The organism is Frankia sp. QA3, from assembly GCF_000262465.1.
Lineage (GTDB): Bacteria > Actinomycetota > Actinomycetes > Frankiales > Frankiaceae > Frankia.
The window spans coordinates 5,092,377-5,118,416 of the sequence record NZ_CM001489.1; the positions used below are offsets into that span (position 1 = coordinate 5,092,377).

At 69.1% G+C, this 26,040-nt stretch carries 20 protein-coding genes and 1 pseudogene; 10 read left to right on the forward strand and 11 right to left on the reverse strand.

Translation table 11 applies throughout. The features are described 5' to 3' along the window. Position 1 precedes the first annotated feature (1 nt). From FRAQA3DRAFT_RS20975 to FRAQA3DRAFT_RS37505, 6 genes and pseudogenes are all read right to left on the reverse strand, one after another. Positions 2-2,380 carry a hypothetical protein gene (locus FRAQA3DRAFT_RS20975; protein ID WP_009741053.1) on the reverse strand — a complete coding sequence of 793 codons (2,379 nt, stop codon included), beginning with the start codon at positions 2,378-2,380 and terminating at the stop codon, positions 2-4. Position 2,381: 1 nt separating this feature from the next. Then, positions 2,382-3,560, reverse strand: coding sequence for a hypothetical protein (locus tag FRAQA3DRAFT_RS20980; RefSeq protein ID WP_009741054.1), 1,179 nt, complete (start codon positions 3,558-3,560; stop codon positions 2,382-2,384). 3 nt (positions 3,561-3,563) lie between these two features. Then, a complete protein-coding gene (locus tag FRAQA3DRAFT_RS20985) occupies positions 3,564-6,257 on the reverse strand; it encodes a fibronectin type III domain-containing protein (RefSeq protein WP_009741055.1) in 2,694 nt (897 codons plus the stop codon). Between the two features lie 16 nt (positions 6,258-6,273). After that, positions 6,274-7,857 carry an Hsp70 family protein gene (locus FRAQA3DRAFT_RS20990; protein WP_009741056.1) on the reverse strand — a complete coding sequence of 528 codons (1,584 nt, stop codon included), beginning with the start codon at positions 7,855-7,857 and terminating at the stop codon, positions 6,274-6,276. Beyond that, on the reverse strand, positions 7,850-8,407 hold the full coding sequence (gene grpE, locus FRAQA3DRAFT_RS32135; RefSeq protein ID WP_198286945.1) for a nucleotide exchange factor GrpE: 558 nt from the start codon (positions 8,405-8,407) through the stop codon (positions 7,850-7,852). Before grpE ends, FRAQA3DRAFT_RS20990 begins: the two co-directional genes overlap by 8 nt. A 788-nt stretch (positions 8,408-9,195) precedes the next feature. After that, positions 9,196-9,375: pseudogene (locus FRAQA3DRAFT_RS37505) on the reverse strand (IS5/IS1182 family transposase); the annotation flags it as partial. 231 nt (positions 9,376-9,606) lie between these two features. On the opposite strand from FRAQA3DRAFT_RS37505, the gene FRAQA3DRAFT_RS21005 reads away from it, so the two are divergent. Further along, on the forward strand, positions 9,607-9,849 hold the full coding sequence (locus FRAQA3DRAFT_RS21005) for a hypothetical protein (protein ID WP_157467535.1): 243 nt from the start codon (positions 9,607-9,609) through the stop codon (positions 9,847-9,849). An 82-nt stretch (positions 9,850-9,931) separates the two neighbouring features. On the opposite strand, the gene FRAQA3DRAFT_RS31720 is transcribed toward FRAQA3DRAFT_RS21005, so the two are convergent. Next, positions 9,932-10,441 carry a hypothetical protein gene (locus FRAQA3DRAFT_RS31720; protein ID WP_198286946.1) on the reverse strand — a complete coding sequence of 170 codons (510 nt, stop codon included), beginning with the start codon at positions 10,439-10,441 and terminating at the stop codon, positions 9,932-9,934. On the opposite strand from FRAQA3DRAFT_RS31720, the gene FRAQA3DRAFT_RS35295 reads away from it, so the two are divergent. Beyond that, positions 10,433-10,771: a hypothetical protein gene (locus FRAQA3DRAFT_RS35295; RefSeq protein ID WP_198286947.1), complete on the forward strand. Its 339-nt coding sequence runs from the start codon at positions 10,433-10,435 to the stop codon at positions 10,769-10,771. The two genes, FRAQA3DRAFT_RS31720 and FRAQA3DRAFT_RS35295, sit on opposite strands and share 9 nt — an antisense overlap. Positions 10,772-10,904: 133 nt before the next feature. Here the strand turns inward: FRAQA3DRAFT_RS35295 and FRAQA3DRAFT_RS21015 are convergent, their stop codons facing one another. Continuing rightward, on the reverse strand, positions 10,905-11,843 hold the full coding sequence (locus FRAQA3DRAFT_RS21015) for a TIGR03564 family F420-dependent LLM class oxidoreductase (protein WP_009741061.1): 939 nt from the start codon (positions 11,841-11,843) through the stop codon (positions 10,905-10,907). Between the two features lie 94 nt (positions 11,844-11,937). Further along, complete coding sequence (locus tag FRAQA3DRAFT_RS21020) at positions 11,938-12,852, reverse strand: aldo/keto reductase (RefSeq protein ID WP_009741062.1); 915 nt, start codon at positions 12,850-12,852, stop codon at positions 11,938-11,940. Between the two features lie 51 nt (positions 12,853-12,903). Between FRAQA3DRAFT_RS21020 and FRAQA3DRAFT_RS21025 the strand changes: the two genes are divergently transcribed. Then, on the forward strand, positions 12,904-13,272 hold the full coding sequence (locus FRAQA3DRAFT_RS21025; protein ID WP_009741063.1) for a MerR family transcriptional regulator: 369 nt from the start codon (positions 12,904-12,906) through the stop codon (positions 13,270-13,272). Positions 13,273-14,500: 1,228 nt separating this feature from the next. Next, the gene (locus FRAQA3DRAFT_RS21030; RefSeq protein ID WP_009741064.1) at positions 14,501-15,475 is read left to right on the forward strand and encodes an alpha/beta hydrolase family protein; all 975 of its coding nucleotides are present in this window, start codon (positions 14,501-14,503) and stop codon (positions 15,473-15,475) included. A 49-nt stretch (positions 15,476-15,524) separates the two neighbouring features. Here the strand turns inward: FRAQA3DRAFT_RS21030 and FRAQA3DRAFT_RS21035 are convergent, their stop codons facing one another. Further along, entirely contained in the window at positions 15,525-16,961 is a 1,437-nt protein-coding gene (locus FRAQA3DRAFT_RS21035) for a PepSY domain-containing protein (protein WP_009741065.1), read from the reverse strand. A gap of 408 nt (positions 16,962-17,369) precedes the next feature. Here FRAQA3DRAFT_RS21035 and FRAQA3DRAFT_RS21040 point away from each other — a divergent pair, with 408 nt between their 5' ends. The 4 genes from FRAQA3DRAFT_RS21040 (at position 17,370) to FRAQA3DRAFT_RS21055 (ending at position 21,176) form a co-directional block, all read left to right on the forward strand. Further along, entirely contained in the window at positions 17,370-17,822 is a 453-nt protein-coding gene (locus tag FRAQA3DRAFT_RS21040; RefSeq protein ID WP_009741066.1) for a hypothetical protein, read from the forward strand. Between the two features lie 432 nt (positions 17,823-18,254). Continuing rightward, positions 18,255-19,310: an ABC transporter substrate-binding protein gene (locus FRAQA3DRAFT_RS21045; RefSeq protein WP_009741067.1), complete on the forward strand. Its 1,056-nt coding sequence runs from the start codon at positions 18,255-18,257 to the stop codon at positions 19,308-19,310. Then, complete coding sequence (locus tag FRAQA3DRAFT_RS21050) at positions 19,303-20,364, forward strand: iron ABC transporter permease (RefSeq protein ID WP_009741068.1); 1,062 nt, start codon at positions 19,303-19,305, stop codon at positions 20,362-20,364. The genes FRAQA3DRAFT_RS21045 and FRAQA3DRAFT_RS21050 overlap by 8 nt, the downstream gene beginning before the upstream one ends. After that, positions 20,364-21,176, forward strand: a complete 813-nt coding sequence (locus FRAQA3DRAFT_RS21055) for an ABC transporter ATP-binding protein (protein WP_009741069.1) — start codon at positions 20,364-20,366, stop codon at positions 21,174-21,176. Before FRAQA3DRAFT_RS21050 ends, FRAQA3DRAFT_RS21055 begins: the two co-directional genes overlap by 1 nt. Before the next feature lie 141 nt (positions 21,177-21,317). On the opposite strand, the gene FRAQA3DRAFT_RS21060 is transcribed toward FRAQA3DRAFT_RS21055, so the two are convergent. Continuing rightward, the gene (locus tag FRAQA3DRAFT_RS21060) at positions 21,318-23,807 is read right to left on the reverse strand and encodes a diguanylate cyclase domain-containing protein (RefSeq protein ID WP_009741070.1); all 2,490 of its coding nucleotides are present in this window, start codon (positions 23,805-23,807) and stop codon (positions 21,318-21,320) included. A 647-nt stretch (positions 23,808-24,454) separates the two neighbouring features. Between FRAQA3DRAFT_RS21060 and FRAQA3DRAFT_RS21070 the strand changes: the two genes are divergently transcribed. Both FRAQA3DRAFT_RS21070 and FRAQA3DRAFT_RS21075 read left to right on the forward strand, forming a co-directional pair. Beyond that, positions 24,455-25,282 carry a DUF72 domain-containing protein gene (locus tag FRAQA3DRAFT_RS21070; RefSeq protein ID WP_009741072.1) on the forward strand — a complete coding sequence of 276 codons (828 nt, stop codon included), beginning with the start codon at positions 24,455-24,457 and terminating at the stop codon, positions 25,280-25,282. A 295-nt stretch (positions 25,283-25,577) separates the two neighbouring features. Beyond that, on the forward strand, positions 25,578-25,991 hold the full coding sequence (locus FRAQA3DRAFT_RS21075; RefSeq protein ID WP_009741073.1) for a hypothetical protein: 414 nt from the start codon (positions 25,578-25,580) through the stop codon (positions 25,989-25,991). The last annotated feature ends 49 nt before the right edge of the window (positions 25,992-26,040 follow it).

A 26,040-nucleotide genomic window follows, 5' to 3' on the forward strand; every position in this document is an offset into this window, starting at 1 on the left:
CCTAGTTCTCCACCCTCTTACCTCGGCCGAACGGTCTGCCAAGCCAGCGTCTCGTCCCGTGCGAGCGATCGCGCTGGAACAGGTAGTCCTCCAGGCCATCCCGAAGCCATCGAGGCACGCGGGCACTGTCAGCGAGATCAGGCTGCGACTCGATGATCCGGTCCAGAGCATCCTCGGCCGCCACGACGATCTCCTTGTGCGGATGATCACGGGCGCGTAGCGCACGTTCGATCGCGCGAAGCCCATCTCCAGACCGGGCGAGGCCGAGGATCGACGCGCGTACCGACTCGAGGCCCCACGGCTCGATCTCGTTCAGTACTCTCTCGACCGCGGCGCTGTTGGTCGAGCGGAGCAGCAGCAGGCCGATGTCGGCCAGCAAGAGCGGCGCGAGCCCCTTCACTGCGGGTAGACATCCGTCGAGCGAGGCCCCAGAACGGGCTCGTACGTTGTCGCGAGCCTTCTTCAACACGGCTTGCGCCTGTGTGTAGCTCCCGGAGATCTGAGCCAGCCAGGTGTCTCCAGCGGCACCGAGGCTCCTCATGAGCGGGCTCCAGTCGCCAGCTTCGAATGCATCCGCGCCGGCGGGGTCGGCATCGAGCGCGCTCCTGAGCGACGATCGGACCACCGCCGCCAGGTCGTCAGGCAGTCCGTTGTGGACAATCCACGACGCCCAGAGCCCCGCGTGCGTGGGCAACGTCGACCCGGTCAGCGCGATCCTCCAGGCGCTGGAAGGAAGCACCGCCGTCTGAGCGATGCTGTCCGTGCGCTCCTCGGGAGAAATCCGGCCGAGCTGACCGGCCTTCAACCAGCCTGCCAACGTTGGATCGTCCACGACCGACCCCAGGAAATCCCAGTCGCCGCGCAGCAGGCTCGTCAACGCCTGCTCGTCGCCGACACGCCAGGCGTTCACGACCTGCCGGGCGGTGGCGGACACCACCGCGTCTCCCGCCAGCCAGCGCTGCCACCTGTTTCGTCCCAGCGCCGGGTCACGCAGCCACAGCGCGGCGAGGCTGGCAACGGCCGGACGCAGCTGGGCATCGGGCACGACGAGGCCGACGACGTAGGCGGCGGCGAAGAGGTCGGGCAATGTCGCTGCCGACGCTGCGGCCAGCAGCTCACCCAGGAACCTGCCGCCCGCCTCCTGTGCGTCAGCGGATTCCCAGCTGATCGGTCCTTTCGCCCGCGCCAGTTCCTGCGTGAAACCGCGCGACGCGGCGGGAACCGCGACCAGCGCTTCCAGGGTCGACAGCGCCACCCTCGCTGCCACCTCGTCGACGCCGAGATCGTGTGCCCGCCTGATGGCGGTGCCGGCCAGGCGGAACTCCTTCTCCGAAGTCGGGCCGTAGGAAAGCGTCCCCTCACAGAGCTCCTCGGCGTACATCGCCAGATCGTCTCTGAGGCCAGCGCTCGCCAGTCGGTCGATGGCGGCCATCGACGTCCGCCACGCGGCGCGCCCTTCGCTGGCGTCGTCAGGCAACCCGACCAGGCGCGCCGCCTCGGTCGCCAGGACACGGCCGAACACGGGTTCCCAGCGCCGTGCGATCACGCTGGCGTTCAACGCGTCGTCCGCACCGTGTTCGAGGAACCAGTCCGCTCGAACGCGCGCGATGTCACTGGCAACGATCGTCGGGACGGAGCGTCGCGTCAGGTCCAACACGTTGGCCGCGCCGAGATCACCAACGCCGAACTCCGGGCTCATGCCAATGATCAGGGCATCGACGCGCCGCAGGTCATCGACCAGCGCGCGGAAGTGCACCGCGCGAGCGGCCTCGGCATCGACGAACAACGTCCCGAGGGCGATCCATCGCATCACGACATCGAGATCGGTGTGCAGGAGCACCAGCTTCTTCGGCTCCGCGGCCAGGACCTCGTCAAGCATCGTCAGGAACTGCGGAAGAACCGCGACCGCCCACTCGTCGTCTCGTACGTACTCCTGGAGCGAGGCAACCTCGAACTCGGGGCGGATCTCGAGAGGTGTGACCCAGGGGTCCAGGCGAGAACCGAGTGCCTTCTCCAGACTCCATTCGAGCGCGCCGTAGAGCTGGGCTGGCCGATAAGGCACGAAGTCGTCGGGATCAGAGGTGACGATGGCCTGCGTGACCTGGTTGCCGGGGCGTCCGCTGTTCGTCTTTCCGGTGGACTTCCCGCGTGCCAGGTAGGCGCGTCCGTCCGCCACGACATACGCACATGTCGGCGGGTGGCTGAGCTCGTCATGAGACAGCGACCAGGAAGGGACGACGCGGTGGAGCAGGCTCTCACGAATCCGTTGCCGGTCGGTCCCCGAGATCCCGGGCGACACCGCCTGGAAGTTGAAGCCGCCGATGCTGTCGATCGCCTCGCTCGCGAGGACATCAGTGTAGATCGCCACCTCGAAGACCACGTCAGTCTCCCGTCGTCGGGATGAAGCCTCGGCTGGCCATCAGCCAGAGCAGCGGCTCTGCAACTCGGTGCGGGAGTAGTCCGCGACTGTTGACGCGGGCGGAGGAGTAGTCGGGCTCCGCGCCCAGGGCCGACGCGCCGAACAACCGAAAGGTGGCGTAGTTGTGCTCCAGTTTCCGGATCAGTCCCGCGCCGCCCCACTGTTCGACCAGCGAGCCGACATGATCGTGGATCGTCTGCGACTCCGACTCGTCGAAGACCGGGCGGGACGAGGAAGGCTGGCGCAACGGGTGGTCGGCGGAAATCCCGTCGAAGAATGCGTCGATCTTCGAGATCACGACCGCGATCGGCTGTTTGATCTTCCGGTTCCTCTTGATCTTTCCTGCTGTTCTCAGGACCAGCGTGACCGCGTCCAGCACGTTCTCCGGACCCGATTCCGGGAGCGTGGCGCCCCTGGCGTTCGCGCGCGCACGGTTGGTCGGAAATCCGAACGGGTCCAGCAACAGGATCACCCCGGAGGTCGCTCCGAGATAGGTCTGGCTGAGGGCGTTGTCCGGCGTCTCGAAATCCTCGCCGGCGTTGTCATAGAATGAGAAGACGGTCGAAGCTGTGCGTGTAATTCCCATCGCGCGTCTACGAGAATAGCGCCACGAGTAGACTGCCGGCTCCTTCTTCCCGCTACCGCTCGAATCGGTCTGCGCGGGGAGCGTCCCATCGGCCTTGAGCATCACCTCGCGGTAAATCCTCAGGTCGCGAGCCAGTCTCGACCTCCCGCCAGGGGCATCGATCGCCGCGTCGAACCGATTCGCCACCGACGTCTGGAGTTCGGCGTCCAGAACGGAGAGCATCACCGTCTTCCCCGATCGGCGAACCCCGACGAGGCCGATGAGCGCGGAATCCGCTCCGTATTCGGCAGGCAGGAGGGAGTGACACTCTGGGCACATCGGCGGCCCGGCGTCCGCGTCGCACTTCGGGCAGCGTGTCGAGGCGGAACCGATGGGCGTGATGACCGGCCAGTAGGGGTCGGAGTCGCTGAAGTGGATCAGGCGTACCCGGTCCACCTCCTTTTTGCACTGGGACTTACCAGCGGCATGCCGTCCGGAGCACCGGTACGCCAGCCTCCGAGGATTGATCTCGGTGTAGCAGTACGGACATGGCGCCGTGGAGTTGAACAGTCCCATTCGCTACCCTCGCATCTGACTGGTCGGCGGGTCCTCGAACCGCGTGCCGCCGCCCGGTGCTGGGAACAGCCGAACCCAGAAGTCACGCGCGACCTTGCCAAGATCGAGGTCGAACTGGAACGACGGGCCCGACGAGAAGTCCAGCGCGAGGCGATCCACCAACCTGCCGTCGGAAGGGCCACTCGGCATGAACTTCGCTTCCTTGAGCACGGCGAGCGCCTGGACCTTGCCCCTGAACTGTGGGGACTCGACGGTGACGGTGGCCGATCCGCGGCCACGGAGGGTTCTCCGCAGCACAAGCGAATATTTGATCTTGGGGGCCACGCTGCCGACCGGGACCGGCACGGGCGGTGAGACCCACTCCTGGCTGCCGGCGCGGACCACCGTCGCGAGGGTGACGTCCCGCACGGAGTCCTCGGCGGCGAGGCGGACGCCGCCTTCCTCGTTGTAGCCGGTGCGTGAGACTCGCCGCGTGTGTCGGGCGTCGTGGACGGTCCAGCCGACCTCGATGAGGTAGTCACCACGAGGCCACTCCCACGAGACGCGGAGTTCCTCGCCGAACCGCTCGGCGACCGGCTTCTGCACGGAAGGTGCGGCACCCGCCACGCTGGGCGTGCCAACCAGCCCACCGTCTCCATCCACGGTCACCGGCACCAGCAGGCTCACGTCGGGGAGCGGGTCGAATTCCCGCGCCGTGACGCCGCCGGAGTCCCCGCCCGGGCGGAGGATCAGGCGCCGGCCACGCTGGCTCGTCAGCGCCGCAAAGGACATTTTCGTCCCGGCGGTCACACGCGCTGTGACCGGCAGAGCCCACAGCTCCACGGTGTATCCAAAGACGGTCGACCAGGCCGCCCGGAGCCGGCTGCCCGCCGCTGCCTCGATCCGAAGGTCCTCCACGGCGCGTATGGCGCCACGTGGCGTAGCGTCGATCTCGACGGCTGCGGACAAACGCCGTTCGTCTCCGGATACGAGATAGATGGCTCGGGCGGAGAACCGGTACCGGGTGCCGGTGATGAGCCCAGTGACCGAGAGCTGGCCCGGGGTCGTTGGCTGGTGCTCCCTGCGGGAGCCGTCAGGAGCGGTCTGGGTGACGACAACGCCGGCGGCCTCGGGGGGAGTCGACCACGACAACGAGACGTCCGTGATCCCCGGGGAGGCGTTCAGCTCGGATGGAGATGGCAGAACGATCGTGGTGGCCGTCGTCGGGTCGGAGAAGGACAGACCGTCGCGCGTCGCGAAAACCGAGTACCGGACCCGCCTGCCGACAAGGGGTCGCTGATCGCGGTAGCGCGTTGCGTCGAGGTTGCTGGCGAGGACATCACCGTCGGTGTGATTGACCGGTACCGCCTCGGTTGTCCGGACGACGCAGTAGCGGACCGACTCCTCGCTGTCGGTGGGCCATGTGACGTCGAGTGCGCGTCCGTCGACCCGCAGGGACAGGCTCGCGGGTCGCAGCGGTGGCAGTCTCGCCAGGCGCTGCCTCAGGTCGTCGTCTCCCGTGTCGACGGTCAGGGCCCCGCGAAGCGCCGCCGCCGCGGCTACGTAGTCGCGGCTGCGCAGAGCCGAGTCGTACTGCGCCAGAAAGCCGGCCTTCTTCTTTTCCGCGGCTGCGAGGCTGGCCCCGATGCGGGCGCGTTCCGCTGGATCCTCGCCGTCCAGGGACGGGAGGGCGTCGTACAGTCGTCGGGCCTCGCCAAGGGCTCCGCCCGCCAGGCGTTCCGCGACGTCGTGGAGTCCCAGCACCTGGGTCGACGTCGACAGCTTCGCGACGAGCCGAGCCGCGTCAATCTCCCGCACGCCGCGTCTGACCAGTTCGTTGCGCACCGTGACCCTGGGCTTGCCACGGCGAAGAAGATCCTCGGTGGTCTCGGCGAGAAGGGCCAACGTGAGCGCGTGCAGGTCCGCGGCTGACGTGTAGTCCGTCAGCGCGGCAAGAGCGTTCTGCGCTGCGTGCCGTGCACGCTCCTCGACCTGCGCCTCCTGCTGCTGAAGGCGGTGCTTCGCAGCCGTGACGTCGCTGGGCTTCAGATACCGCGGCGGGCTGCCGAACGCAAGCTCCTCGATGACAGCCATGTCCTGCGGCTGCTCGGGACGCAGCACCACGTCGACGATTGTTCTGAACTCCGGGAAGTCGGTCACCTTCCGGACGGGGGCCGGTACAGTGACCTTGGGGATCTCGAAATCGGGCCGTACCGTCACCCCGTACTTCGCCAGCGCGGACGCCAGGCCGCCCTCGGACACCCCTGTGAGACCGGTGCCCGCCGCCTGCTCGGCGACCTGCTCGGGAGTGACGACCTTCAGCGGGTATTCCTGGGCAAGCTCCTGGGCGAGCTCGTCCAGCTGAGCCTTGATGGCCTGGCCCCTCGCGGCCGCGAGCCCAGCCCAAAAGTTGGGATCGGAAAGCTTCCCGCCTGCCTTGCCGAGCAGCTCTAACAGCCTCTTGAGCAGTTGGGCCGAGGCAAGGAACTTTTGCTTGTTGTAGGTCATCTCAAGGCGCTCGAGGTGACCCGCCAGCTCCTGGGCGGTCATCGACGGCTCGACGGCGAACAGCTCGGCCGAGTCGAGCCGATCCGCGGCCGAGATGCCGTCGGCGCCCTGCAGGTCACGGATAACCTGTTGAAGCGCCTCCAACCGCTCCTTGTCCTTGGACAGCGGGACAAGGACAGTGCTTCTGTACTTGGCGGGATCGAACGCCATCCGTCCTCAAAGCCCTTCAGGAACGCAGGCTGATGCCGGAGACCACGCCCGTCGCAAGGTCGACCTCATCCTTGCTGAGGACGGAAACCTGGGCCTCGACGTTGACGGACTGACCACCCGTCGGGTCATACGCGGTCACGCGGGCAAGACCCTCGGCGGTCACCTCGAGGGTGAGCTCGATAGGTGAGCCCTTCGGGAGCGACGGAATCGGCAGTTCCCGGTCCCTCAAGTGTTTGTTGTCAGTTGGGACCTCCGACTCGCGCTCTCCCGTCTGTTCGTAAAGGACGATGAGGACCGCAGTCTGCCTGTCGGCGACGGTCCGTGCCTTGATCTTGGGGGAACGGGCCGGAATCGCGTCGTTGGCGTGCATGATGAACGAGACGTACTTTTCGTCGCTGTCGGGCCGCACGAACTCGACCCCGAGGCCCCGCGACAGGGCGTTCGTGAGCTTGAGCGTCTTGGAACCGCCGAGGTAGTACTTCTCCTCGGCATCGGGAGCAATCCCGGGCTCTTCCCCGTCGGTCGAGATGACCTCGTCGATCGCGGCCTGCCCGTAGATCGCGGCGCCCTTGGCGACCGCCAGGTCGAGCTGGGTTTTCGTCGGGTTCCAGCCGAGCTGCTCGCGAAGCGCGGCCTCGATCATCGGCATGTTCGACGACCCGCCGACCAGCAGGACCCGATCCACCTTCAGGCCGGGCACCTTCCGCTCGGCGGTAGCGACCACCCGCTGCGAGATCTCGATCGTCTGGTTCACAAGGTGACGAGTGGCGGCCTGGAACTGCGCCCGTGTTACCGTCACCTGCTCGTCCCTGTCCTCGTAACGGCAGCGAACCGTCGCCTTCTCCTTCTTGGTCAGCGACTTCTTGGTGTCCTCTGCCTGCCCCAGCAACTCGGCCTCGAACTCGGCATCCAGCCGTGGATTGTTGTCGCCGAGGCCGGCCTGCTCGACGAACTCGTTCGTGATCAACTGGGCGAGGGCCTCGTCCCAGTCCGCACCCCCGAGAGTCCTGTTGCCGTCGATCGCGACAACCTCGATCTTGCCGGACTCGGCCCGGATGACAGTGGTGTCGAAGGTGCCGCCGCCCAGGTCGTAGACGAGGACGGTCTCGGGCTGCTCACCGCGAATCCGAAGCGACAGGGCCGCCGCGACGGGCTCCGTGACGATGCCCACGACGTCGAGACCCGCGATCTGGCCAGCCTGCTTGGTCGCTTCTCTCTCTTGGATGCCGAAGTAGGCCGGGACGGTGATGACAACCTTGCTGACCTGCTCACCGCTCTCGCTGTTGGCGATCTTTACCAGTTCCTTGAGGATCAGCGCGGAGATGCTCTCAGGCGTGTGCTTCTGCCCGCGGAAGTCCAGCGGGTAGACCGTCCCCATGTTCCGCTTGATAAGCGAGCACGCGTTGTCCGGGTCGCGGAGCTGGCTTCGCTTGGCCTCTGCCCCCACGACCGCGTTGCTGTCGCTCTCGAAATAGACGACCGAGGGCGTCGTCGGGCTGCTGTCGTTGTTGAGGAGGACCTCCGCCTGGTCCAGGTCATTTATTCGAGCGATCACGGAGTAGGTTGTGCCGAGGTCGATTCCGTAGACGCTGTCAGTCAACGGTGGCTCCTTCGCCGGGCTCGTGTGTCGGGTCCGGTTCGTGGTCCATGTCGGCCGCCGGCACCTCGGAAGGCGGCTCGAACCGGTAAATGCTGACCCGAGCCGGCAGGAACACCCTCGCGGCGCCCGTGTAGGTGAACCCCTGCCTCAGCACTCGCTGGATGCGCCCATCCATGGACGGGTCGTCGGTGGGGAGGACCCTGGAGGCGTGATGCTGCCTCGGATCGAACTTGACGGACGGCGCGGCCGCCACCGACTCGATGTCGAGGAGGCCAAGCGCCTCCTCGATGGCGACCGTGAAGAAGCGGAAGTCCTTCTCCGCCGTCTCCCCGCGTCCGCGTGCCTGCTCCGACGCCTCGACTGCCTGGGCGTGCAGTGAGGCGATCCGTTGGATGAGCGGCTTTAGCAGCGCTTGGACTTGGTCGCCCTGCAGCTGCTCGATGCGGCTCTGCATCTGTTGAATGATGTGCTCGTAGTTCTGGGCACGCGCATGGAACGCCTCCGCTTGCCGCTCGACCCCGCGCAGTGCCGCCACCACATCCGCGCTCACCGGGAAAACCGCGGTCGCGTGCTGCGCCGAGGCGCCCTGGCGCGGTCCGGGATCCTCAGCCGAGTCGGAAGGCCGGGACTGAGAGGCTTCATCAGGAGAGGTGCCCGAGTCGCTCTCGGGCGGTGGGAGCGTCTGGGCGTCCGACCCGTGCGGACGCGGCCGTGGTTCAGTCGCGGAATCCGCGAACCCGGCGTCCGGCTTCACCCTCGGCACGCCGGGCACGCCGGGCACGCCGGGCACGCCGTCCGACCTGTCCCCCACGCAAACCTCCTAAACACAGCCCACACAGGCCCACTGCCGCGAGCCTGGTGCGCCGCCGAACACGATGCGAAGGCCATCACCGCCGAGAGGGAGCAGACCTGGCCGCAGATCACCCGCGAAACCGCCGACACGGGTACGGCCGCGTTCGTCGGCCATCATCATCGCGCCCGCAGGCAGCAGGTCGGTGGCTGCCCGGCGGGCGTTCTGCCCGCCGTCCCCGCCGTCCCCGCCGCAGCCGGCCAGCTAGACCGCTGTGATCGACATGACAATAGGACCGACGCACCCGCGCCAAGAGACAGCTATGGGTCGCTGGTGAATCACATCACTACCTTCCGTCGATAGCGATACTTTTTACCATATCCACTCGGACGACTACGACGGAGTGCTCGGACCATCCGCCGGTACCACGGCAAGTTTCTGATCAAGCCGAGCAGGGCGGCGGTGGCGCAGATCAAAGCACGGCTGTGCGCCGAGACGCGGGTCCCTACGGGCAGCAACGCGGCGGCGGTCGTCGGCCGGCTCAACCTGCCGTGGTTGTGGGCCTTGGCCGACCACCACAGGTCCACGCCGCTGGTCGGGCCAGGGGCAGAGATCCGGTCGGTCTCGACCACCGTTCCGTCGACGACGAGGTGGCCGTAGCCCGCGGTTTTGGCCGCGGGCAGCCCGTTGCGCAGGTCGGGAGCCGGCCAGGCCGGCACCGCGATGCCCGCACAGCCGGGCCGAACGGATGGATTTCGCCGTATGCAAGATAGCGGAAAAGAACGTAGAGCCAATGGGTCGGCCAGATGGAGATCTTCAGCGGGGCCATGCCGGCGAGGAAGATTACGAACCCGTCCGGCTCGCAAGGCGAGCCGCGGATGTCCTCGAACGCACGGACAGGTCCTGGCTACTTCGGGACGCGACGGCATGGCGGGGACGGGCCGGCCGACGGGGCGACCGTGACGCGAGCCGACGTCGTGTTACCAGGCCCGTTGGCGGTCGTCCCGTCAGCCAAGGCGACCGAACAGCTCCAGTGGGCGCCAGGGGCACTGGTGGCGGAATTCAGTGAGCTGGCCGCCCGAGGCACCTTGCCGGCCCGGATGGACCTCGATCGCGGCCAGCTCATCCTCTACACCCGCCGGCATGTCGGCTTCCTCTATCCGAACCGCGGTCCGCGACCTCCTCCGTGGCTCGCTGCGTGACAGCCACGAGCACGCGGCCGACTTCTCCGGCTTCCGCCTCGTCCTGCGCAACGTCCACGTCGCCGACGTCGGCCGGTGGCGCTCAGGTGAAGTAGTGACCTTCCTCGAGATCGGCGATCAGTCCCGGACGGGTTGGCCGCCAGCCGAGTAGGTCGCGGGTGATCTGTGCGGAGGCGGGGCCGTCGAATCCCCAGAAGCCGCCGAGGAAGCCGACGTAGTCCTCGATCTGCTCGGGGGTGACGGAGAGCGCGGGGAGGTTGAGATGGGAGGCGAGGACCTCGGCGACCTCGCGGATGGGAACGCCCTCGTCGCCGACCGCGTGCAGCGCTGAACCGGGCGGCGCCGATTCGAGCGCGAGGCGGAACAGGCGCGCGGCGTCGTCGCGGTGGACGGCTGGCCAGACGACTCCCGGCGGGAGGCCGAGCACGCCGAGGATGCCGGAGGCGATCACGAACGGCTTGTCGGTGCCGGCGAGGGCCTCGCCGAAGGTCTCGATCGCCGCGCGGTCGGCGTCGGTGGCGCCGGCGAAGGCGATGTCGGAGGCGGCGGCGACGACGCACTGTTCGACTGGTTCGGCGTCGTCGTGGCCCACAGGCAGGCCAGTCGGGGTCTGCGCGAGGCACTCGTCGCCGCCTACGCCCTCACGTCGGAGAAACTGACCGCCGAGGTGGACGAGTGGCACGCGCGCATCGATGCCGCTGCCAAGCCGCTTTTCACGCGAGCACGCGAGCACGCGAGCACGCGACCACGGCCTCGCCGCGCCTCGCTGCGCTGGAACGAGGTCCTGGCCCTGGTCACCGCGATAGCCGGTGCCGCCGGCCCGGACCGCCAGGCAGCGCGCCGCATGCTCACCGTTGTCGTCGTCGGTCTTGGCGCGCCCGAGCCCGCAGCGCATCGATCCGCCTGCTCGCCGCCCGCCTGAGCCGCCGAGAATCGACGGCCATCTGTCCGAATGGCGGTTCCGACCAGAGGCTCGCGCCCATCATCTCGGTGAACGGGCAGGTCAACGGGTCGGGCTGGCGGTTCGAACCCTTTCTGACTCCCAGAGCGGTCGACTACGATAGGTGGCCGTCCGGGTGGCCGGCGCCGAGCAGGCGCAGGGTCCGCCTGCGTTCCTCGGCCGTGCCGACCAGGCTGACCAGCACATCGGTGGCGCCGAGCGCGGAGTAGGCGGACAGCTGGCCGAGGACCGCGTCCTCGTCCCCCACGACGGCGATCGCGCCCGGCTCGGTGAAACCGTCGCGATCAAGGGCCGCGCGGTAGGAGGGCAGTTGTGCGTATCTGGCGTACTCGGCGCTGAGCTCGGCGCGGATACGGTCCGGCGTGGACGTCACCCCCACCGGCAGCCCCACGACGACGCGGGGCGCCGGCCGGCCGGCGCCCCGGGCGGCCGCGCCGATCAGCGGCACCACATGATCACCGATGGTGCGCGGTCCAGCCAGGAAGGTGATCGTGCCGTCCGTGCGTTCCCCGGCCAGCCGCAGCATCGTCGGGCCAAGAGCGCCGAGCAGCACCGGAACGCGGACCGTCGCGCCGGGCACGGCGCTGTCGGCGGGGTCGGATCCCGCCCCGGTGGCGCCGGGGACACGGCATCCGTCGAGTATCGGCAGCAGGGTGTCGAGGTGGGCGCGCAGCGCCGCGACCGGCCGGTGGAACGGTTGACCGTAGATCTCCAGCAGGCCAGGGTGGCTGACGCCGAGCCCGAGAGTGAACCGCCCGTGTGCCGCAGCCTGCGCCGTCAGCGCCTGCCCGGCCAGCACCCGGGGATGGCGCGGCTGGACGACAACGACGGAGGTGCCCAACTCGAGGCCTGGCACCTCCCGGGCCACCGCGGTCAACACGCCGACAGCGTCGTAGCCGTAGCCCTGCGGCAGCCAGCCGGTGGGCACCCCGGCGGCGGAGACCGTCCGGGCGATCACAACAAAGTCGTCTATGAGGTTGCCGGAACCGGGAGTGCCCAGGCCGGCCGCGAGGTTGACACCGATACGGATCATGACCTCCAGAATGGTCGGAAGCGGGTACGCGGACCAGGAGCCTGCTGATGGTGCCAGTGGAAGTAACACCCTTGAGTCGGCGCGGTCGTCTGCTTCAGAGTTCTCCGGCGGGTGCGGCGAGACTCGCCAGTGCCGTGTACTGCTGGTCGGTGAGCGCAACGTGCGCGGCGGCTGCGTTCTCTTCGAGATGGCGGATCGAGGTCGTACCCGGGATGGGCAGGATGTTCGGCGCGTGGTGCAGCAGCCAGGCGAGCGCGACCTGGGCCGGGGTCGCCCCGATGTGGCCGGCGATGTCGGCGACGACGCTGCCGGGGCGGGCGTGCTCGCCGATCGCGAGGGGGAAGAACGGGATGAACGCGATGCCCGCCTGGCGGGCATGGTCGAGCACGGGCTCGTGGTGGCGGGCGGTGAGGTTGTAGTGGTTCTGCACGGTCGCCACCGGCGCGGTCCTGCGGGCCTGGTCGAGCTGGTCGACGCTGACCTCGGACAATCCGATGTGCCGCACCTTCCCCTGCTGCTGGAGTTCGGCGAGCGCGCCGACCTGGTCTGCGATCGGGACGGCCGGGTCGAGGCGATGCAGCTGGAGCAGGTCGATCGTGTCCACCCGCAGGCGGCGCAGGCTCAGCTCCGCCTGCTGCTGAAGGTAGGCAGGATGCCCGAGCGGGACCCACTCGCCGGGTGACGGCCGAAGGTTGCCGACCTTCGTGGCGACGACCACGCCGTCGGGGTAGGGGTACAGGGCCTGAGCGATGAGGCGTTCGCCCTCGCCGAGGGCGTAGGCGTCGGCGGTGTCGATCAACTGTACGCCCAGGTCCACGGCGCGGCGCAGCAAGGCGATGGCCTCGGCCGGATCGGCCGGCGCTCTCCAGATCACTGCCCCGGCTTGCGTGCCGTCTCCGGTCGCGTCGGTCAGGCGCATCGTGCCGAGCCCGATGCGCCGCACCTGCAGGTCACCGCCGGTCAGGAACGAATCCGCGGACGGGGCTGTTGTGTCGTTCACGGCTGTCATGGCCGGAAGGCTAGGAGCTGCCACCAGCGTCACCTGCAAGAGGAACACGCATTGACGACTCCGTACGACGGCACGGTCGGCATCGGGGAGCTCGCCCGCCGTACCGGCGCGAGCGTGCGCTCCCTGCGCTACTACGAACAGCACGGCCTGCTGCGCGCGACCCGCACGGCGGCCGGACACCGCCGCTTTGGAGCAGACGCGACCGAGACCGTCCGGCGTATCCGCATGCTGCTGGACGGCGGACTGCCGCTGGCGATCGTCGCAAAGATCATGCCTTGCTTCACCGAGGAAGGCGCCCGCTTGGACGCCTGCGTCGCGGACTACCTGCGCGAGCATATGGACACCGTCCGCGATCGGATGCACATCCTCGACCGGCAGCAGCACACCATCGCCCGGCTCCAGGAGCTCATCGTGGCCTGAACACCTGTCTGAGCGTCCCGTTCTCACGGAGGGCTCGCAGCGCGATCGGGAGTCGCCGTCCGCCAGGCCGGGCGGGGTCAGTGCTCCGGGAACAAGCACGAACGCCGAAGAGATTCGGGTCATGTCGTTGCTGCCTCTATGCCGACTTGGACGTCGGCGTCGCCGGACCCGCGAGGATCCGACAGACCGCCACGCTGCACGATGCGTCGAGACCTGGACAAGTGCGCCGAGCCGGAAAAACTGTCGCGAGGAGGTCAGGAGGGGACGGCGGGCATCAGGGCTCGTCACCCGTGCAGGGCGACAGCCCGCTCAGGAGTCGCTTCACGAGTCGTGGAACTGGCGAAAGCGACACACTCGTCCGTCTTCGAGGGAGAGCAGCCAGGAGGTCCGCGCCACGGCCAGCCGGATCTTTCGCAGGGCAACTGCACTCGTCCATACGCCTTTCCGTCGGTGGACGACCCCTTGGGCCGCCGACGGCATCGGCGGCACGCACGGTGGATCGTCCAGAAATTTGGTGGAAAATCGGCCGAGAATTCCGGGAAGGGGTCGGAAATCTGCCGTGAGCACGGTCCGGATGGCGAACCGAACACTAGCGCGGCCGACCCCCGCCGGGTGCTACCCGGAAGTGCCAAGCTGAAGAGGCCGTACGCTGCTCGGCGGGAGCCTACGCCGGTAGTCGACGGCCCCGTCCAATATCTACCGGCGCCCCTGACCAGGCGAAATGAGCGAGCATCGCCACAGCCCGTTTTAGTTCACCATCCAAGTGGCGACATCAATCACACCCGCTAGCCGTGCGGGGCGCGCCGGCAACCGTGCCACGACGTCGGTCACGCGGTCGCGTCGACCGCCAGGGGCGTGCCGTCGTGGACTCTCCGTCGAGGGCCAGTTCGAGCACGGTGTTGCCGGCCATGGCGGCTCAATCGGTTCACCTGACTGGACGCCAGGCCCACCACGCAGCGTTACCAACCATCCGACCTGCACACCTAGGTCTGACCCATCGGCTTAGATGGTCCGCGCAGCGGTAAACGGGCAGGTGGGCGGGTCGGGTTGATAGTTCGAGCCCTTTCCAGCTTCCGCGCGGTCGACTACTTTGGGCGTTCAAGGAGAGCTCGTCCGTGCTAGACCCTTTTTGTGGTGCGGACGTACAATTCTGGTTACCGTCGTGTCCATGAGATCAAGGAGATGGAGACGGTGGATCGCGCTGCCCTCGGCGGTCGTGGTGAGCGCGATGGTCGGCCTAATCGTCGCGGCTTCCCCGTCGCAGGCGGCGACGTGTACGCCGCTCGGGGCCAAAAGCGACGATGGATCGGCGGTCACCTGTGTCACCCATCCGGCGTCGGATGATGCGCGTCTGGTCGACCTCACCATTCACTCGGCTGCCATGAACGCCGACGAGACCGTGCGGCTGCTGCTGCCGACGGGCTACGACGCCCAGCCCGACCGGACCTGGCCGACGCTGTACCTGCTGCACGGCGCGGGCAGTGGGACATCCGGCCACGTCGACTGGACCACCAATACCGACGTCGAGAGCCGGACCGCCGGGCGCGACGTGATCGTCGTCATGCCCGACGGCGGGAACGTCGGCTACTACAGCGACTGGATCGCCGATCCGGCGAAGTGGGAGACCTTCCACCTGGTCGAGCTGCGGCAGCTGCTCGAACGCAACTACCACGCCGGACCCGACCGGGCGGTCGCCGGCCTGTCGATGGGCGGATTCGGCGCGGTGTCCTACGCGGCCCGGCATCCCGACGACTTCAGGGCAGTGGCGTCCTACAGCGGCGCCCTGCACCCCTATGCCGACTACCCGACCATCAGAACGCAGCTGCTGACGGCCCGCAAGGACGTCAAAAAGTTGTGGGGCGACCCGACGACCACGTCCGGGGCGGCGGTCTGGCAGCAGCACGACCCGTACTACCTGGTCGACAAGCTGACCTCCATCCCGATCTACGTTTCGTCCGGGGACGGCACCCGGGGCCCGAACGATCCTGACCCCGGCTCCGTCAACACGGAATCGATCGTCAACGCCGAGAGTCAGGCATTCGCCCAACGGCTCACCGACGCCTACGTCGCCGCGCACCCCGGCGCTACCGGCGATCCGCTGCTCACCACCCACTTCTACAGCCCCGGCGTCCACGTCTGGAGCTACTGGACCGAGGAGCTGCACGCCTCGCTGCCCGTGCTTCTCGGAGCGATCGGCGCGTAGAGGTCCTCGCGGTGCCCGTGCGGCCGTCGACCGCACGGGCACCTGCGGATCAGACCGGTCGACGCGCGGCCCGGCGGCCTACGGCGCCGACAAGGAGGTCGACGGCGAGGAACACCAGCATGGTCACTCCGAGGACGGGCAGCGCCCAGCCGACCGCGGCGGTGAGCACGATCCCGACGATCAGCGCGGACTTCGACAATCCGTGCCAGGCCCCACGCGACGGGGGCGGCCCGAGCGGGCCCCGCCGACCGGGCCGGTCGTCGCGGGTGGGGCGGCGCTGCCACCACATCCGAAAGCCCCAGATGATCACGCAGATCAGGCCGAGCGCGAGGGCGGCGAGCAGGATCTGGTTGGCCGGCCCGAACAGCTGGCCCATGTGCGCGGCGACGCCGAGCTTGCTGAGCTTGGCCGGTAGCGGGTAGTCGGCCCACCGCGTCTTCGCCGTCACCACTGCGGTGGTCGGGTCGATCGCGGCGGCGTCCAGGCGTACCGGCCAGCGTTTGTCGGTCTGCGTGACGGTCCAGGCCGTGCCCGGTTCACCCGGGAGGCCGATCTCCACGGGCCCGTCCACACCGGCGGTGCGGGCGGCGGCGAGGACACGATCCACCCGGTCGGCCCCCGAAACGCCGCCGGTGCCGCCGGTCCGGGCATGGTGGTGCCCGGCGGGCGCGGAACCCGTGGAGGCGGCCGCGGGCAGGGCGGTGTCGAGGTCGGGGGCGTGGCTGTGGGTGGCGTCGAGGACGGCGGTGAAGTGCGCTCCGGCGTAGCGGGACCAGGTCAGCCCGGTCGCGGACAGGAACAGCAGACCGACCAGCAGCCAGACCCCGGTGCTGCCGTGCCAGGCCATCGTGCGCCGTCGTCCCCGCGCGGCCAGGTCGGGCAGCAGGATCCGGCGCGCCCGCCGGGTCCGGCGCCGCCGGGCGACCCACAGGACCAGCCCGCCGGTGGCGACGACCCACAACCAGCTCGCCGCGACCTCGGAGTAGTTCCGGCCGACCGGGCCGAGGTGCAGGTTGCGGTGCAGGTCGTCCAGCCAGGTCGTCAGCGGGGTGCTGCCCCACCAGGTGGTCAGCGTGCCGCGGACCTGGCCGGTGTAGGGGTCGACGTAAACCGTGCGCTGTCTGTCTCCCAGCTCGGGGACGTCCAACACGACGCGGGTGGTCCGCCGGGCGCCGTCCCCGGTGAGCACGGCGGCCAGGGTGCCCTCGGGATGGGCGGCGCGGGCGGCGGCGATCTGCTCGGCGAGCGGTCGCGGCGCCGTACCGACGTGGTCGACGTACAGCTCGTCGGCGTAGACCAGCCGGTCGAGCTGCGGGGTGATCGTGTAGGCGAGTCCGGTCAGCGCGGCGATCAGCAGGAACGGTGCGACCAGGACGCCCGCGTAGAAGTGCAGCCGCAGCAGCAGTCGCCGCCCATGCCACGAAACGGTGACCTTAGCCGACCCACCCGCCGGGCGCCCCGGCCCTCGGGGGATCGCGGCGGTCATCGGACGTGAGCGTTGGATCTCGGTAATCCGCGCCTCTGCGCCAACGGGACTTCTACACTGCTTACGCCAACGTGACTTCTACACTGCGTAGAGGTGAGGGGAAGGTCGAGGTGAGGGGAAGGTCGAGGTGAGCATCGCGGTGGCCGCCCGCCGGTCTGGCGCCCGGCTGCCAGGTTGCGCGGGCTCGTGCTGAGACCTCCGGCAGCCACCGCGATCTGGCCCGCGAGGCCAATCTGGCCCGCGAGGCCGGTCGGGCGGAGCGTGCGCACGGCGGCGACCGCGGGTCTCGCGGTCGCGCTCGCGGTCGTAGCGCATCTCGCCGCCTGCGGGATGGCTCCGTCTGTTCCGGTGGTAGCCGTCGGTGGGCTGCTGGCCGGCAGGGTCTGCTGGGGGTCTACGGCTGGGCGGATGTCTCGGCCGCGCACGGCCGGCCTCGTCCTCGTGATCCAGCTGGGTCTGCACCTCGCGTTCGCGGTATCCACACCCGCGGTGCCGGTCTCCGGAGGCGGTGAGCCGCCGGGTCTGCCGCATGCGGAGCACGTCGGCGCCACGGGGGGCGGGGCGTCCTCGGGAGTCGATCTGCTGCCCGGCGGGCTGGCGATGGCCGGGGCGCATCTGCTCGCCGCGGTGGTTCTCGCCTGGTGGCTGGCGGCCGGGGAACGGATGGTGTGGCGTGCGGCGCGGGGCGCCGCCGTGGTGGCCCGGCGGGTCGTCCGCCGGCTGCGACGCCGCGTCTCCCCACAGCGCACCGTGGCCGGTGGCTGTGCGCTGCCCGTCTTCCGTCCGGTCTGGATGCGCCGGCCGGTCCTGCTCCGGCATGTGGTCGTGCGCAGAGGTCCCCCGGGGGCCGTGCCGGCCTGACCGGACAGGTGACGCCTCTGCGCTTCCCGGTTACCCGGACGTCGCGGACAAGGTTGCAAGGTTGCCCGGCTGCTCACCGCGGCTGTCCGATCCGGCCCGACACCCGCGTCACGCCCATGCGTGGCGGGGTTCGACCGCAGTCGCCTTCCCGTTCCCAGATCCGTCCGCGCGGCCCATCCGTCCGCGCGGCCCATCCGTCCGTGCGGCCCATCCGTGCTGCGGGCGGATGATCTGCGCCCGGGGGCGGCGCCGCGCGGCCTGTCGCACGACACCGTCACGGTTCCTCTGGAGACTCCCGTGAGATCACCCGTGTCTTCCGCACGCTCGTCCGTCACCACAACCGGTCCGGATCCGACGCCGTCTGGTCATCGTCCCCGCCGGGGAACTCCCTCTCTGCGCGGGAATCCGTCCGGTTCCCCACTGTTGCGCGCGGTGGGCGGCGCGATCGCCGCCGTCCTCGTCAGCGCCGTCGCGGCCTGCGCGGACCCGTCGACACCGGATTCGACTCCGGTGGCCGCCGTGGCGTCGCCGGCCCGGACCTCGTATCCGCTCAGCTTTGACAACTGCGGGCAGAAGGTCACCTTCACGAGGCCGCCGGAGCGGGTCCTCATCCTCAATGGCACGTCCGTGGGCGAGGTCGAGAGTTTCGTGCTCCTGGGCCTGCAGGATCACATCCTGGCCAACGCGCAGTCCTATGGCGTGTCGGATGATCCGACGATGGTGGCGGCCGTCAGCAGGATTCCCAAGGGGGGCCTGGCCCAGAACGACAACTTCGACGTACCGGCTGAGCAGGTCCTCGCGGCCAGGCCTGACCTCGTCGTGTCCACCTGGTCCGGCGGCTTCGAGGCCAGGAACGGGTTCGCGACGCGGGCCCAGTTGGCCAACGCCGGCATCCACTCTCTGGTCAACCCGGTGAACTGCGCGATGGGCAAGACCGACGCGTCGAAGGCGGAGAAAGACGCCTACAAGAAGCAGTCGATCGAGTCGTCGTTCGCGTTCATCACCCTGCTCGGTCGGATCTTCGACGTGCAGGCGAAGGCCGCGACCGTGGTCGGCGAGCTGCGCGGACGCGTCGACGCCGTCCGGGCGGGGGCGCACGGCGAACCGGAGCAGAAGGTACTGGTCGCCTTCCCGGGCATGTCGATGATGAACAGCAACGGCCTGCCCGCGGTGATGACCGGCGGCATCTACGACGATGTGATCCGTGCGGCCGGTGGGGTGAACGCCTTCGAGGGGAAGAGCTCGGAGACGACAGCGACCCTGAACACCGAGCAGCTCGCCGCGGCCTCCGTCGACCTGCTCGTCGTGGGCGCGTTCGAACCGGGCGAGGACCCGGCGGCCGAGGCACGGCGGCTGTTCGCCGAGTATCCGCAGTGGGCGGCGTCGAAGACGCGGAACTACACCACCGTCTCCGACGGGATCTACCTGGGACCGCTGAACGCCTGGGCGGTGGAGAAGATCGCCAAAGCTCTCGACGCCCGTGGCTGAGGCCCACGAGGCCCGGTCGCGGGGCCCGCACCTGATCTCGGGGCCCGCGACCGGTGCTCTGCTGACCGCCCTGGCCGTCTCGCTGGCCGTGGTCTGCCTGCTGGCCGTGTCGATAGGTTCGGTGACACTCCCGGTGGCCGCGGTGTGGCGGGTGATCGGCGCCCACCTCGCCGGACAGGACAGTCCCAGTGCCCTGGACGACCAGATCGTCTGGGACATCCGAACCCCGCGGGTACTGCTCGCGGCCGTCGGCGGCGCCAGTCTGAGCGTCGCCGGTGTGGTGTTGCAGGCGCTGGTCCGCAACCCGCTGGCCGATCCCTACATCCTCGGGGTCTCTTCCGGCGGGTCCCTCGGAGCGGTACTGGTCGCGTCGCTGGGGACCGGTTCCCTGGGGGGTCTCGGGGTGTCCGGCGGTGCCTTCGTGACCTCGCTGCTCACCGTCTTCGTCGTGTACCTGCTCGCGCAGCGGGGCGGCCGGCTGCTCGACTCGAGGCTGGTCCTGGTCGGGGTCGCGGTGGGCTATCTCTGCACCGCGGCCACCAGCTACGTCCAACTGCAGATCAACCCCACGGAGCTGCAGGGAATGATGTTCTGGCTGATGGGAAGCGTCGCCGGTGCCAGCTGGTCGGACCTGGGGCTCCCGACCGCCGTCATCGCGATCTGCATGACCTATCTGCTGTTCCAGGCCAGGAACCTCAACGCGCTCATGGCCGGCGACGACGCCGCCGCCGGCATGGGGGTCGCCGTCCACCGGCTGCGGATCACACTGCTGATCATCGGCTCGCTGCTGACCGCGGCCGTCGTGAGCGTCGTCGGCGGGGTCGGTTTCATCGGGCTGATGGTGCCCCACACGGCCCGGTTCGCCGTCGGCGCCGACCATCGCCGCCTGCTCCCCGTGTCGATGCTGCTCGGAGCCCTGTTCCTGGTCGCCGTCGACCTCGCGACCCGGACCGTGGACCGGCCGAACGAGCTGCCGGTCGGCATCGTCACCACAGTCCTCGGAGTGCCCTTCTTCCTGTGGCTGCTCCGCCGCCGCGCGGGACGGGGAACCTGATGCGCCTCACCCTGGCCGGCGTGAGCGTCGACATCGACGGATCACCCATCATCAGCGACATCGACCTCGTCGCCGAACCGGGAGAGTTCGTCGCCCTGATCGGCCCGAACGGCAGCGGGAAATCGACCCTGCTTCGCACGATCTACCGCTCGCTGCGGCCGGTCACCGGAGTGATCTCTCTCGACGGGGACGACCTGTGGAAGATTCCCGCCCGCCGCGCGGCCCGGCACCGCGCCGTCGTGACCCAACACGGCGACGTGGACGGGGAGTTCTCGGTGGAGGAAATCGTCGCCATGGGCCGCGGACCGCACAAACGCCTCCTCGACCGGGAGAGCGGCACCGATCGGAGGATCATCCGGAGCTGCCTGGAGCGGGTCGACATGGTCCACACCGCGGACCGGCTGTTCTCGACCCTGTCAGGCGGCGAACGCCAACGGGTACTGGTCGCCCGGGCCCTGGCCCAACAGGCACCACTACTCATCCTGGACGAACCCACCAACCACCTCGACGTGCGAGCCCAGCTCGGCCTGCTGGACCTGGTCCGCGACCTGGGACTGACCCTGCTCGCCGCGTTGCACGACCTCAACCACGCGGCCGCCTACTGCGATCGGGTCGTCGTGCTCCACCAGGGACGCGTCACGAGCAGCGGCCCTCCCCTCGACACCCTCACCCCCGAGTTCATCGAGACGGTCTTCGGGGTTCGAGCGCACATCGGCCCTCATCCCATCACCGGACGACCCCACATCGCCCTCGCCTCACTCCCACCCTGGAGGCCAGAAGGTGCGTCGAGCGGGGAGCATACGAAAGGCTGACCGGCTCTCCGGTCCGCGGCGAGCCGGAATCGGTTCGGCGCCGGCTGAGTGGCAAAGCCGCGGTACTCGATGAACACCGAGCTGGGATGTCGGTACGGAGGATCGCGACGACCGGATGAAACCGCCCGTGTGACGGGCCGCTCATTCATGGCCATCAGTCACCGACATGGACGGAAATCCCGCCCAGCGGTGGACTGGCAGCACCGGCTCAGCCGGTCCGGCGAACGGTCCCTGGATCAGGTCGCAGCCCAGATCCGTGAGGGCGGCGTGCTGCGCGCGGGTCTCGACGCCGTCGGCTGTCGCGATCAGCCCGAGGCTGTGCGCGAAGTCGATGTGGGCGCCGACCAATGCCCCGTCCCGCGGGTCGGCGCAGACTCCGCCGACGAGCTGGCCGCTGATCCGCAGGCCGTCGATCGGCGGCCGGTTCATCCGCGGCGGGGTGCATCCCCCGTGACCGTAGGCGCCGACCTGGACGGTGACGTCGAGCCGCCGCAGCAAGTCGAGGGAGTCCGCGAAGGGCACCGGGTCATCGGGTGGCGCGCTGTCGGCCAGGTCCAGGCAGAGCCGGCAGGCGCGGGCGGCCCCGGTCTCGTCCAGCAGCCCGGCGAGTCCGTCGACGAACGTGGGGTCCGCCAGCGTCCGTCCGGAGATGACGACCACCAGCCGGGGCGGCTCGCCGGGCTGGCGCCACTCCCAGTCGGCCGCGGCCCGGCAGGCGGTCCGCAGGGCCCGGCCGTCCAGCGCCGGGGCCAGACCGAAATCCTCCGCGAGAGGGGTCACCGCCGCGCCCGCGAGGGGGCCGCCCGCGGGGTCGCGCCAGCACGTCGTCGCGCTCGCGCCCACGATGTCACCAACCGTGGTCCGCACGGGCTGGTACAGAACCATCAGTTCGTCGCCGTCCAGCGCGGTGCGCAGGTTCGTGCCGAGCTTCAGGTGGCGGGCGGTGTCGCCGCGCATCGACTCGCGGAACACGACGCACCGGCCCGGCCCTGATCGCTTCGCCGCATACATCGCGATGTCGGCCTCGTCGAGGAGCTCCTCGGCGTCGGCTCCACGCGATCCGGCCAGCGAGGTGCCGATGCTGGCATTCACGGCGAGCGGCCCGCAGTCCATCGCGAACGGTGCCGCGAGGCTCATCAACACCTGGTCGGCGACGCCGAGGGCGTCCTGCTGATGGCCGAGGTGCTCGCAGACGACCGCGAACTCGTCGCCCGACAGCCGCGCGACGACGTCGGTGCGCCGAACCGCGCACCGCAGCCGCTGCGCGACGGCGCGGAGCAGACGGTCGCCCGTCCGGTGCCCGTACGAGTCGTTGACCGCCTTGAAGCCGTCGAGGTCGATGAACAGGACACCGACCCGCTCGTCTCGGTCGGCCTGCTCCAGCGCCTGCCGCAGGTGCTGCAGCAGCGCTCGGCGGTTCGGCAGCCCGGTGAGGCCGTCGTGCAGCGAGTGGTGCAGCGTCTCCCGCTCCATCTGGAAGCGCATGGCCGCCGAGCCCAGGACGGCGGCGACGGCCCGCGCGAACTCCTGCTCCTGGACGGGGAACTCACCCTCGCCCGCCGCAGCCGCCTCATCGACTGTCGCGGTGGCCGGCGCGGTGGCCGGCGCGGCTCGGTGGATGTGGATGAAGGCTCGTGGATCGTCCAACCGTCCCACCGGCACAACGAGGTTCGCGCCGCCGGCTCCCGGCCCGTCGGCCGTTGGCTCGTCCGGATGCTCAGGCCCGCTGGCCCGCCCGGCGCTGGCCACCAGCCGCGCCTGGTCTGTGCCGGAGTCGAGCTCGCAGATCGTGACGAGGTCCGCCGCGAGCCGGTCGGCGAGGGCGTCGGCGGCGTCGTCCCACATCCGCCTCTGATCGAGGCTGTCCAGGGCCTGTTGTGCCAACCGGGCCAGCGCCGCCTGCTCGGTCGAGCGGACCCGCAGCTCGGCCACGGCGTTCTCCCTCTCGGTGACATCGGTGGCGACCGCCGCCACCGAGCTCACCACGCCGGTCCGCGCCATGATCGGCACCGTGCGCAGATCGAAGGCTCGCCCGAACGCCGTGACGACCTGCGAGACCCGCTCCCCGCTCAGCGCGCGGCGGACGGCGGCCATCGGTACCTCCAGATCACCGAAGACGTCGAAGATCGTCGAGGTCTGGGCCGCCCGCAGGCCCTCGACGATCTCCGGTACGACGCCGCCGCCGCTGTACAGGACCCGTCCCTCGCGGTCCACGAGGAACAGGCTGATCGGCGTGTTCTCCAGCACCAGCCGCAGGTGGGAGAGCCCCGCGACCTCGCCGGTGACGTCCTGGACCTGGCTGAGAATGCGGCTCTCGCCGTCCGGTCCGGTGAGCAGACTCCCACTCGCGAGCAGATGGACGATCTCGCCGTCCGCCCGGACGAGGCGCACGAGATGCCGCGTGTGCTCCTGCCCACCAGTCTCGATCACGCGCGCCTTCTCCAGCTGGAAGGCCAGGTCGCTGGGCTCGACCACGGTCTCCCAACGGCGACCGATCAGGGACGCCTCGTCGCGGCCCAGCAGCCGGCACAACGCCGCGTTCACGCGCAGGATGCGGTGATCGCGCACGCCGGCCAGGCTCATCCCGATCTCGACGAAATCGAACACGTCTGGGAAGGCTTCCCGCGCCACCACCCCTCCCAGCTGGCAATGCGTCCCCTGTTGCCCGAACGCTACCCAGTCGTCGGTCCGACAATCCGCGCTGTAGTCGACCGATCCCCGAGCGTTGCCAACGCCGGTGGGACGCCTCGACCCGGCTCCGCCTTCGGAAGTGGAGCCGGGCGAAGGTCAGCGCCGTACGGGTTGATCAGCATGTGGTCCGCGCCCGCGTCGAGATGCTCTTGCGGACGGTCCGCGACGACACTTTCGTCTCCACCGGCGACGGTGGCGTCGAGGACCCGGTCGCTCACGGTGGCTGTTTCTTCTTTTTCTTCTTTTTCTTCTTTGCTGCAACCGCGGCGAATCAGGTTACGGTCGTAGGGCGCTTCACCACCGACTTTCACAGGCAGGCAGCATGCACACTGGCCACGGTACGGGCAGGTTCACCGCGGCTCCCGCACCGCGACGAGTTCCGCCTCATCGGCAGAGAAGAACCCGACGGAAATTCCTTCGAGGGCAGCGATGATCTCATCGACCGAGCCACCGGTCGGGTGCTCCGCGTAGTCACCACGGACCAGGGTGCCCGAGTAGACTCGGGCGACATGTCGAATACTAATCGTGAGACCTCTCGTGCGGCAAAGCCTCATGGCCATGCGTCCATCATTCATGTGGGATGCGCGATGTGGACGCACAAGTCGTGGCAGGGGCGTTTCCTCTCGCATCCGCTCCCGCCACACGAACGCCTGCGGCACTACGCCGGCTGGTGCAACGCGGTCGAAGGAAACACAACGTTCTATGCGACTCCGGCCCGGGACACCGTGACCTCGTGGGCGCAGCAGACCGACGCCGGCTTCCGATTCGTGCTCAAGCTGCCGAAGGTCATCACGCACGAACGCCGGCTTACCGACGTCGACGAGGAGCTCCACGCCTTCCTGGCGGCGATCGAGCCACTCGGCCCACGCGCCCATGCCCTCTGGATACAGCTACCGGGATCGTTCGCTCCCGCCGACGTCCCCACGCTCGCCCGCTTTCTGGGCCGGCTCCCCAGGTCCCACCGGTACGCCGTGGAGGTCCGCCACCCCGCGTTCTTCGACGACCCCCGCGCGGCGCGCAGGCTTGAAGCGGCACTCGCCGTCGCGGCCGCCGAATGGATTCCCTTCGACACCACCGCCCTCTTCCGGAGCCCGCCGGCCAGCGACGCCGAACGGGACGCCTGGACCAAGAAGCCGCGCGTGCCGCTGCGATCGGTCGCGCTGACCGACCGGCCGATCGTCCGCTACCTCGGCCGCGACGACTCCGCACGGACGATCGAAGGCTGGCAGCATTGGATCGACGTCGTCGTCGACTGGCTGCGCGAGGGCCGCTCACCCACCGTCTTCATCCACACCCCGGACAACGCCGACGCGCCGCAGCTCGCCCGCCGCTTCCACGACGACGTTCGGGCCCGCGTGCCCGAGCTGGCGGCCCTCCCGCAGCCGCTGCCGACCGAGCCGCTGACCCTCTTCTGAAGCGAGTCAAATCCGTGGTCGCGTGATGGCGGGCGGCGCAGGACTGGAGCAACACCGATCCGGGCAGTGCAACGAACCTTGATCGACGGGCGATACGTCCGGTTCTGCACGGATATTCGATGCCACGTTGGCTGCCCGTCGACACAGATCGGGTGCCTTTGTTTCCCGGCCACGAAATACCGAGGCCGGATCACTGCCACCAGTCCTTGGTATTCCTTTTTCTCGAGGACGAGGCCCGTTTCCCTGTGCAACGATAACGGGGCCAGATCTTCCGATGAGCAGGGGGAACGTCCACATGAGTGGTGTCACGAATCTGACCGTACTCGTCGATGACGAGCCGGCCCCGGATGGCTGGACCAAGATCGGCAAAGACCTCAACGCGGGCGCGGGTGGCGCCTACCTATATTTTGCCTACGAGCAGGGTGCCGGCGCGCCTATCACCAACATTATCTTCCTGCTGAGCAAGGACGAATCGGCTCCGCCGAGCTATCACCGTATCGATGTCGACCTGAACAAGGGCGCCGGCGGCGCCTACATCTACACCGCCTTCACCCGCGAAGCCCACCTGGGCAGTCCGATCGAGGATCTGGACGTCATTCTCGGCGACAACAGCGGGATCCAGCCGCAGGCGCCATGGCGACGCATCGACGTCGACCTGAACAAGGGCGCCGGCGGCAAGTACGTCTACCTGGTGTACCGGAACGCCTGAGGATTCACCCCGCCGCGCACGTGCGATGCCCCTCCCAGCCCGTGGGAAA

Bases quoted from the DNA above. Each gene is read 5' to 3' on its own strand.
- FRAQA3DRAFT_RS21020 (WP_009741062.1), bottom strand. From the start codon at position 12,852: ATGACAGCCGTGAACGACACAACAGCCCCGTCCGCGGATTCGTTCCTG.
- FRAQA3DRAFT_RS21030 (WP_009741064.1), top strand. From the start codon at position 14,501: ATGGTCGGCCTAATCGTCGCGGCTTCCCCGTCGCAGGCGGCGACGTGT.
- FRAQA3DRAFT_RS21040 (WP_009741066.1), top strand. From the start codon at position 17,370: ATGTCTCGGCCGCGCACGGCCGGCCTCGTCCTCGTGATCCAGCTGGGT.
- FRAQA3DRAFT_RS21070 (WP_009741072.1), top strand. From the start codon at position 24,455: ATGTGGACGCACAAGTCGTGGCAGGGGCGTTTCCTCTCGCATCCGCTC.
- FRAQA3DRAFT_RS21015 (WP_009741061.1), bottom strand. From the start codon at position 11,843: ATGATCCGTATCGGTGTCAACCTCGCGGCCGGCCTGGGCACTCCCGGT.
- FRAQA3DRAFT_RS21035 (WP_009741065.1), bottom strand. From the start codon at position 16,961: ATGACCGCCGCGATCCCCCGAGGGCCGGGGCGCCCGGCGGGTGGGTCG.
- FRAQA3DRAFT_RS21075 (WP_009741073.1), top strand. From the start codon at position 25,578: ATGAGTGGTGTCACGAATCTGACCGTACTCGTCGATGACGAGCCGGCC.
- FRAQA3DRAFT_RS20985 (WP_009741055.1), bottom strand. From the start codon at position 6,257: ATGGCGTTCGATCCCGCCAAGTACAGAAGCACTGTCCTTGTCCCGCTG.
- FRAQA3DRAFT_RS20980 (WP_009741054.1), bottom strand. From the start codon at position 3,560: ATGGGACTGTTCAACTCCACGGCGCCATGTCCGTACTGCTACACCGAG.
- FRAQA3DRAFT_RS21055 (WP_009741069.1), top strand. From the start codon at position 20,364: ATGCGCCTCACCCTGGCCGGCGTGAGCGTCGACATCGACGGATCACCC.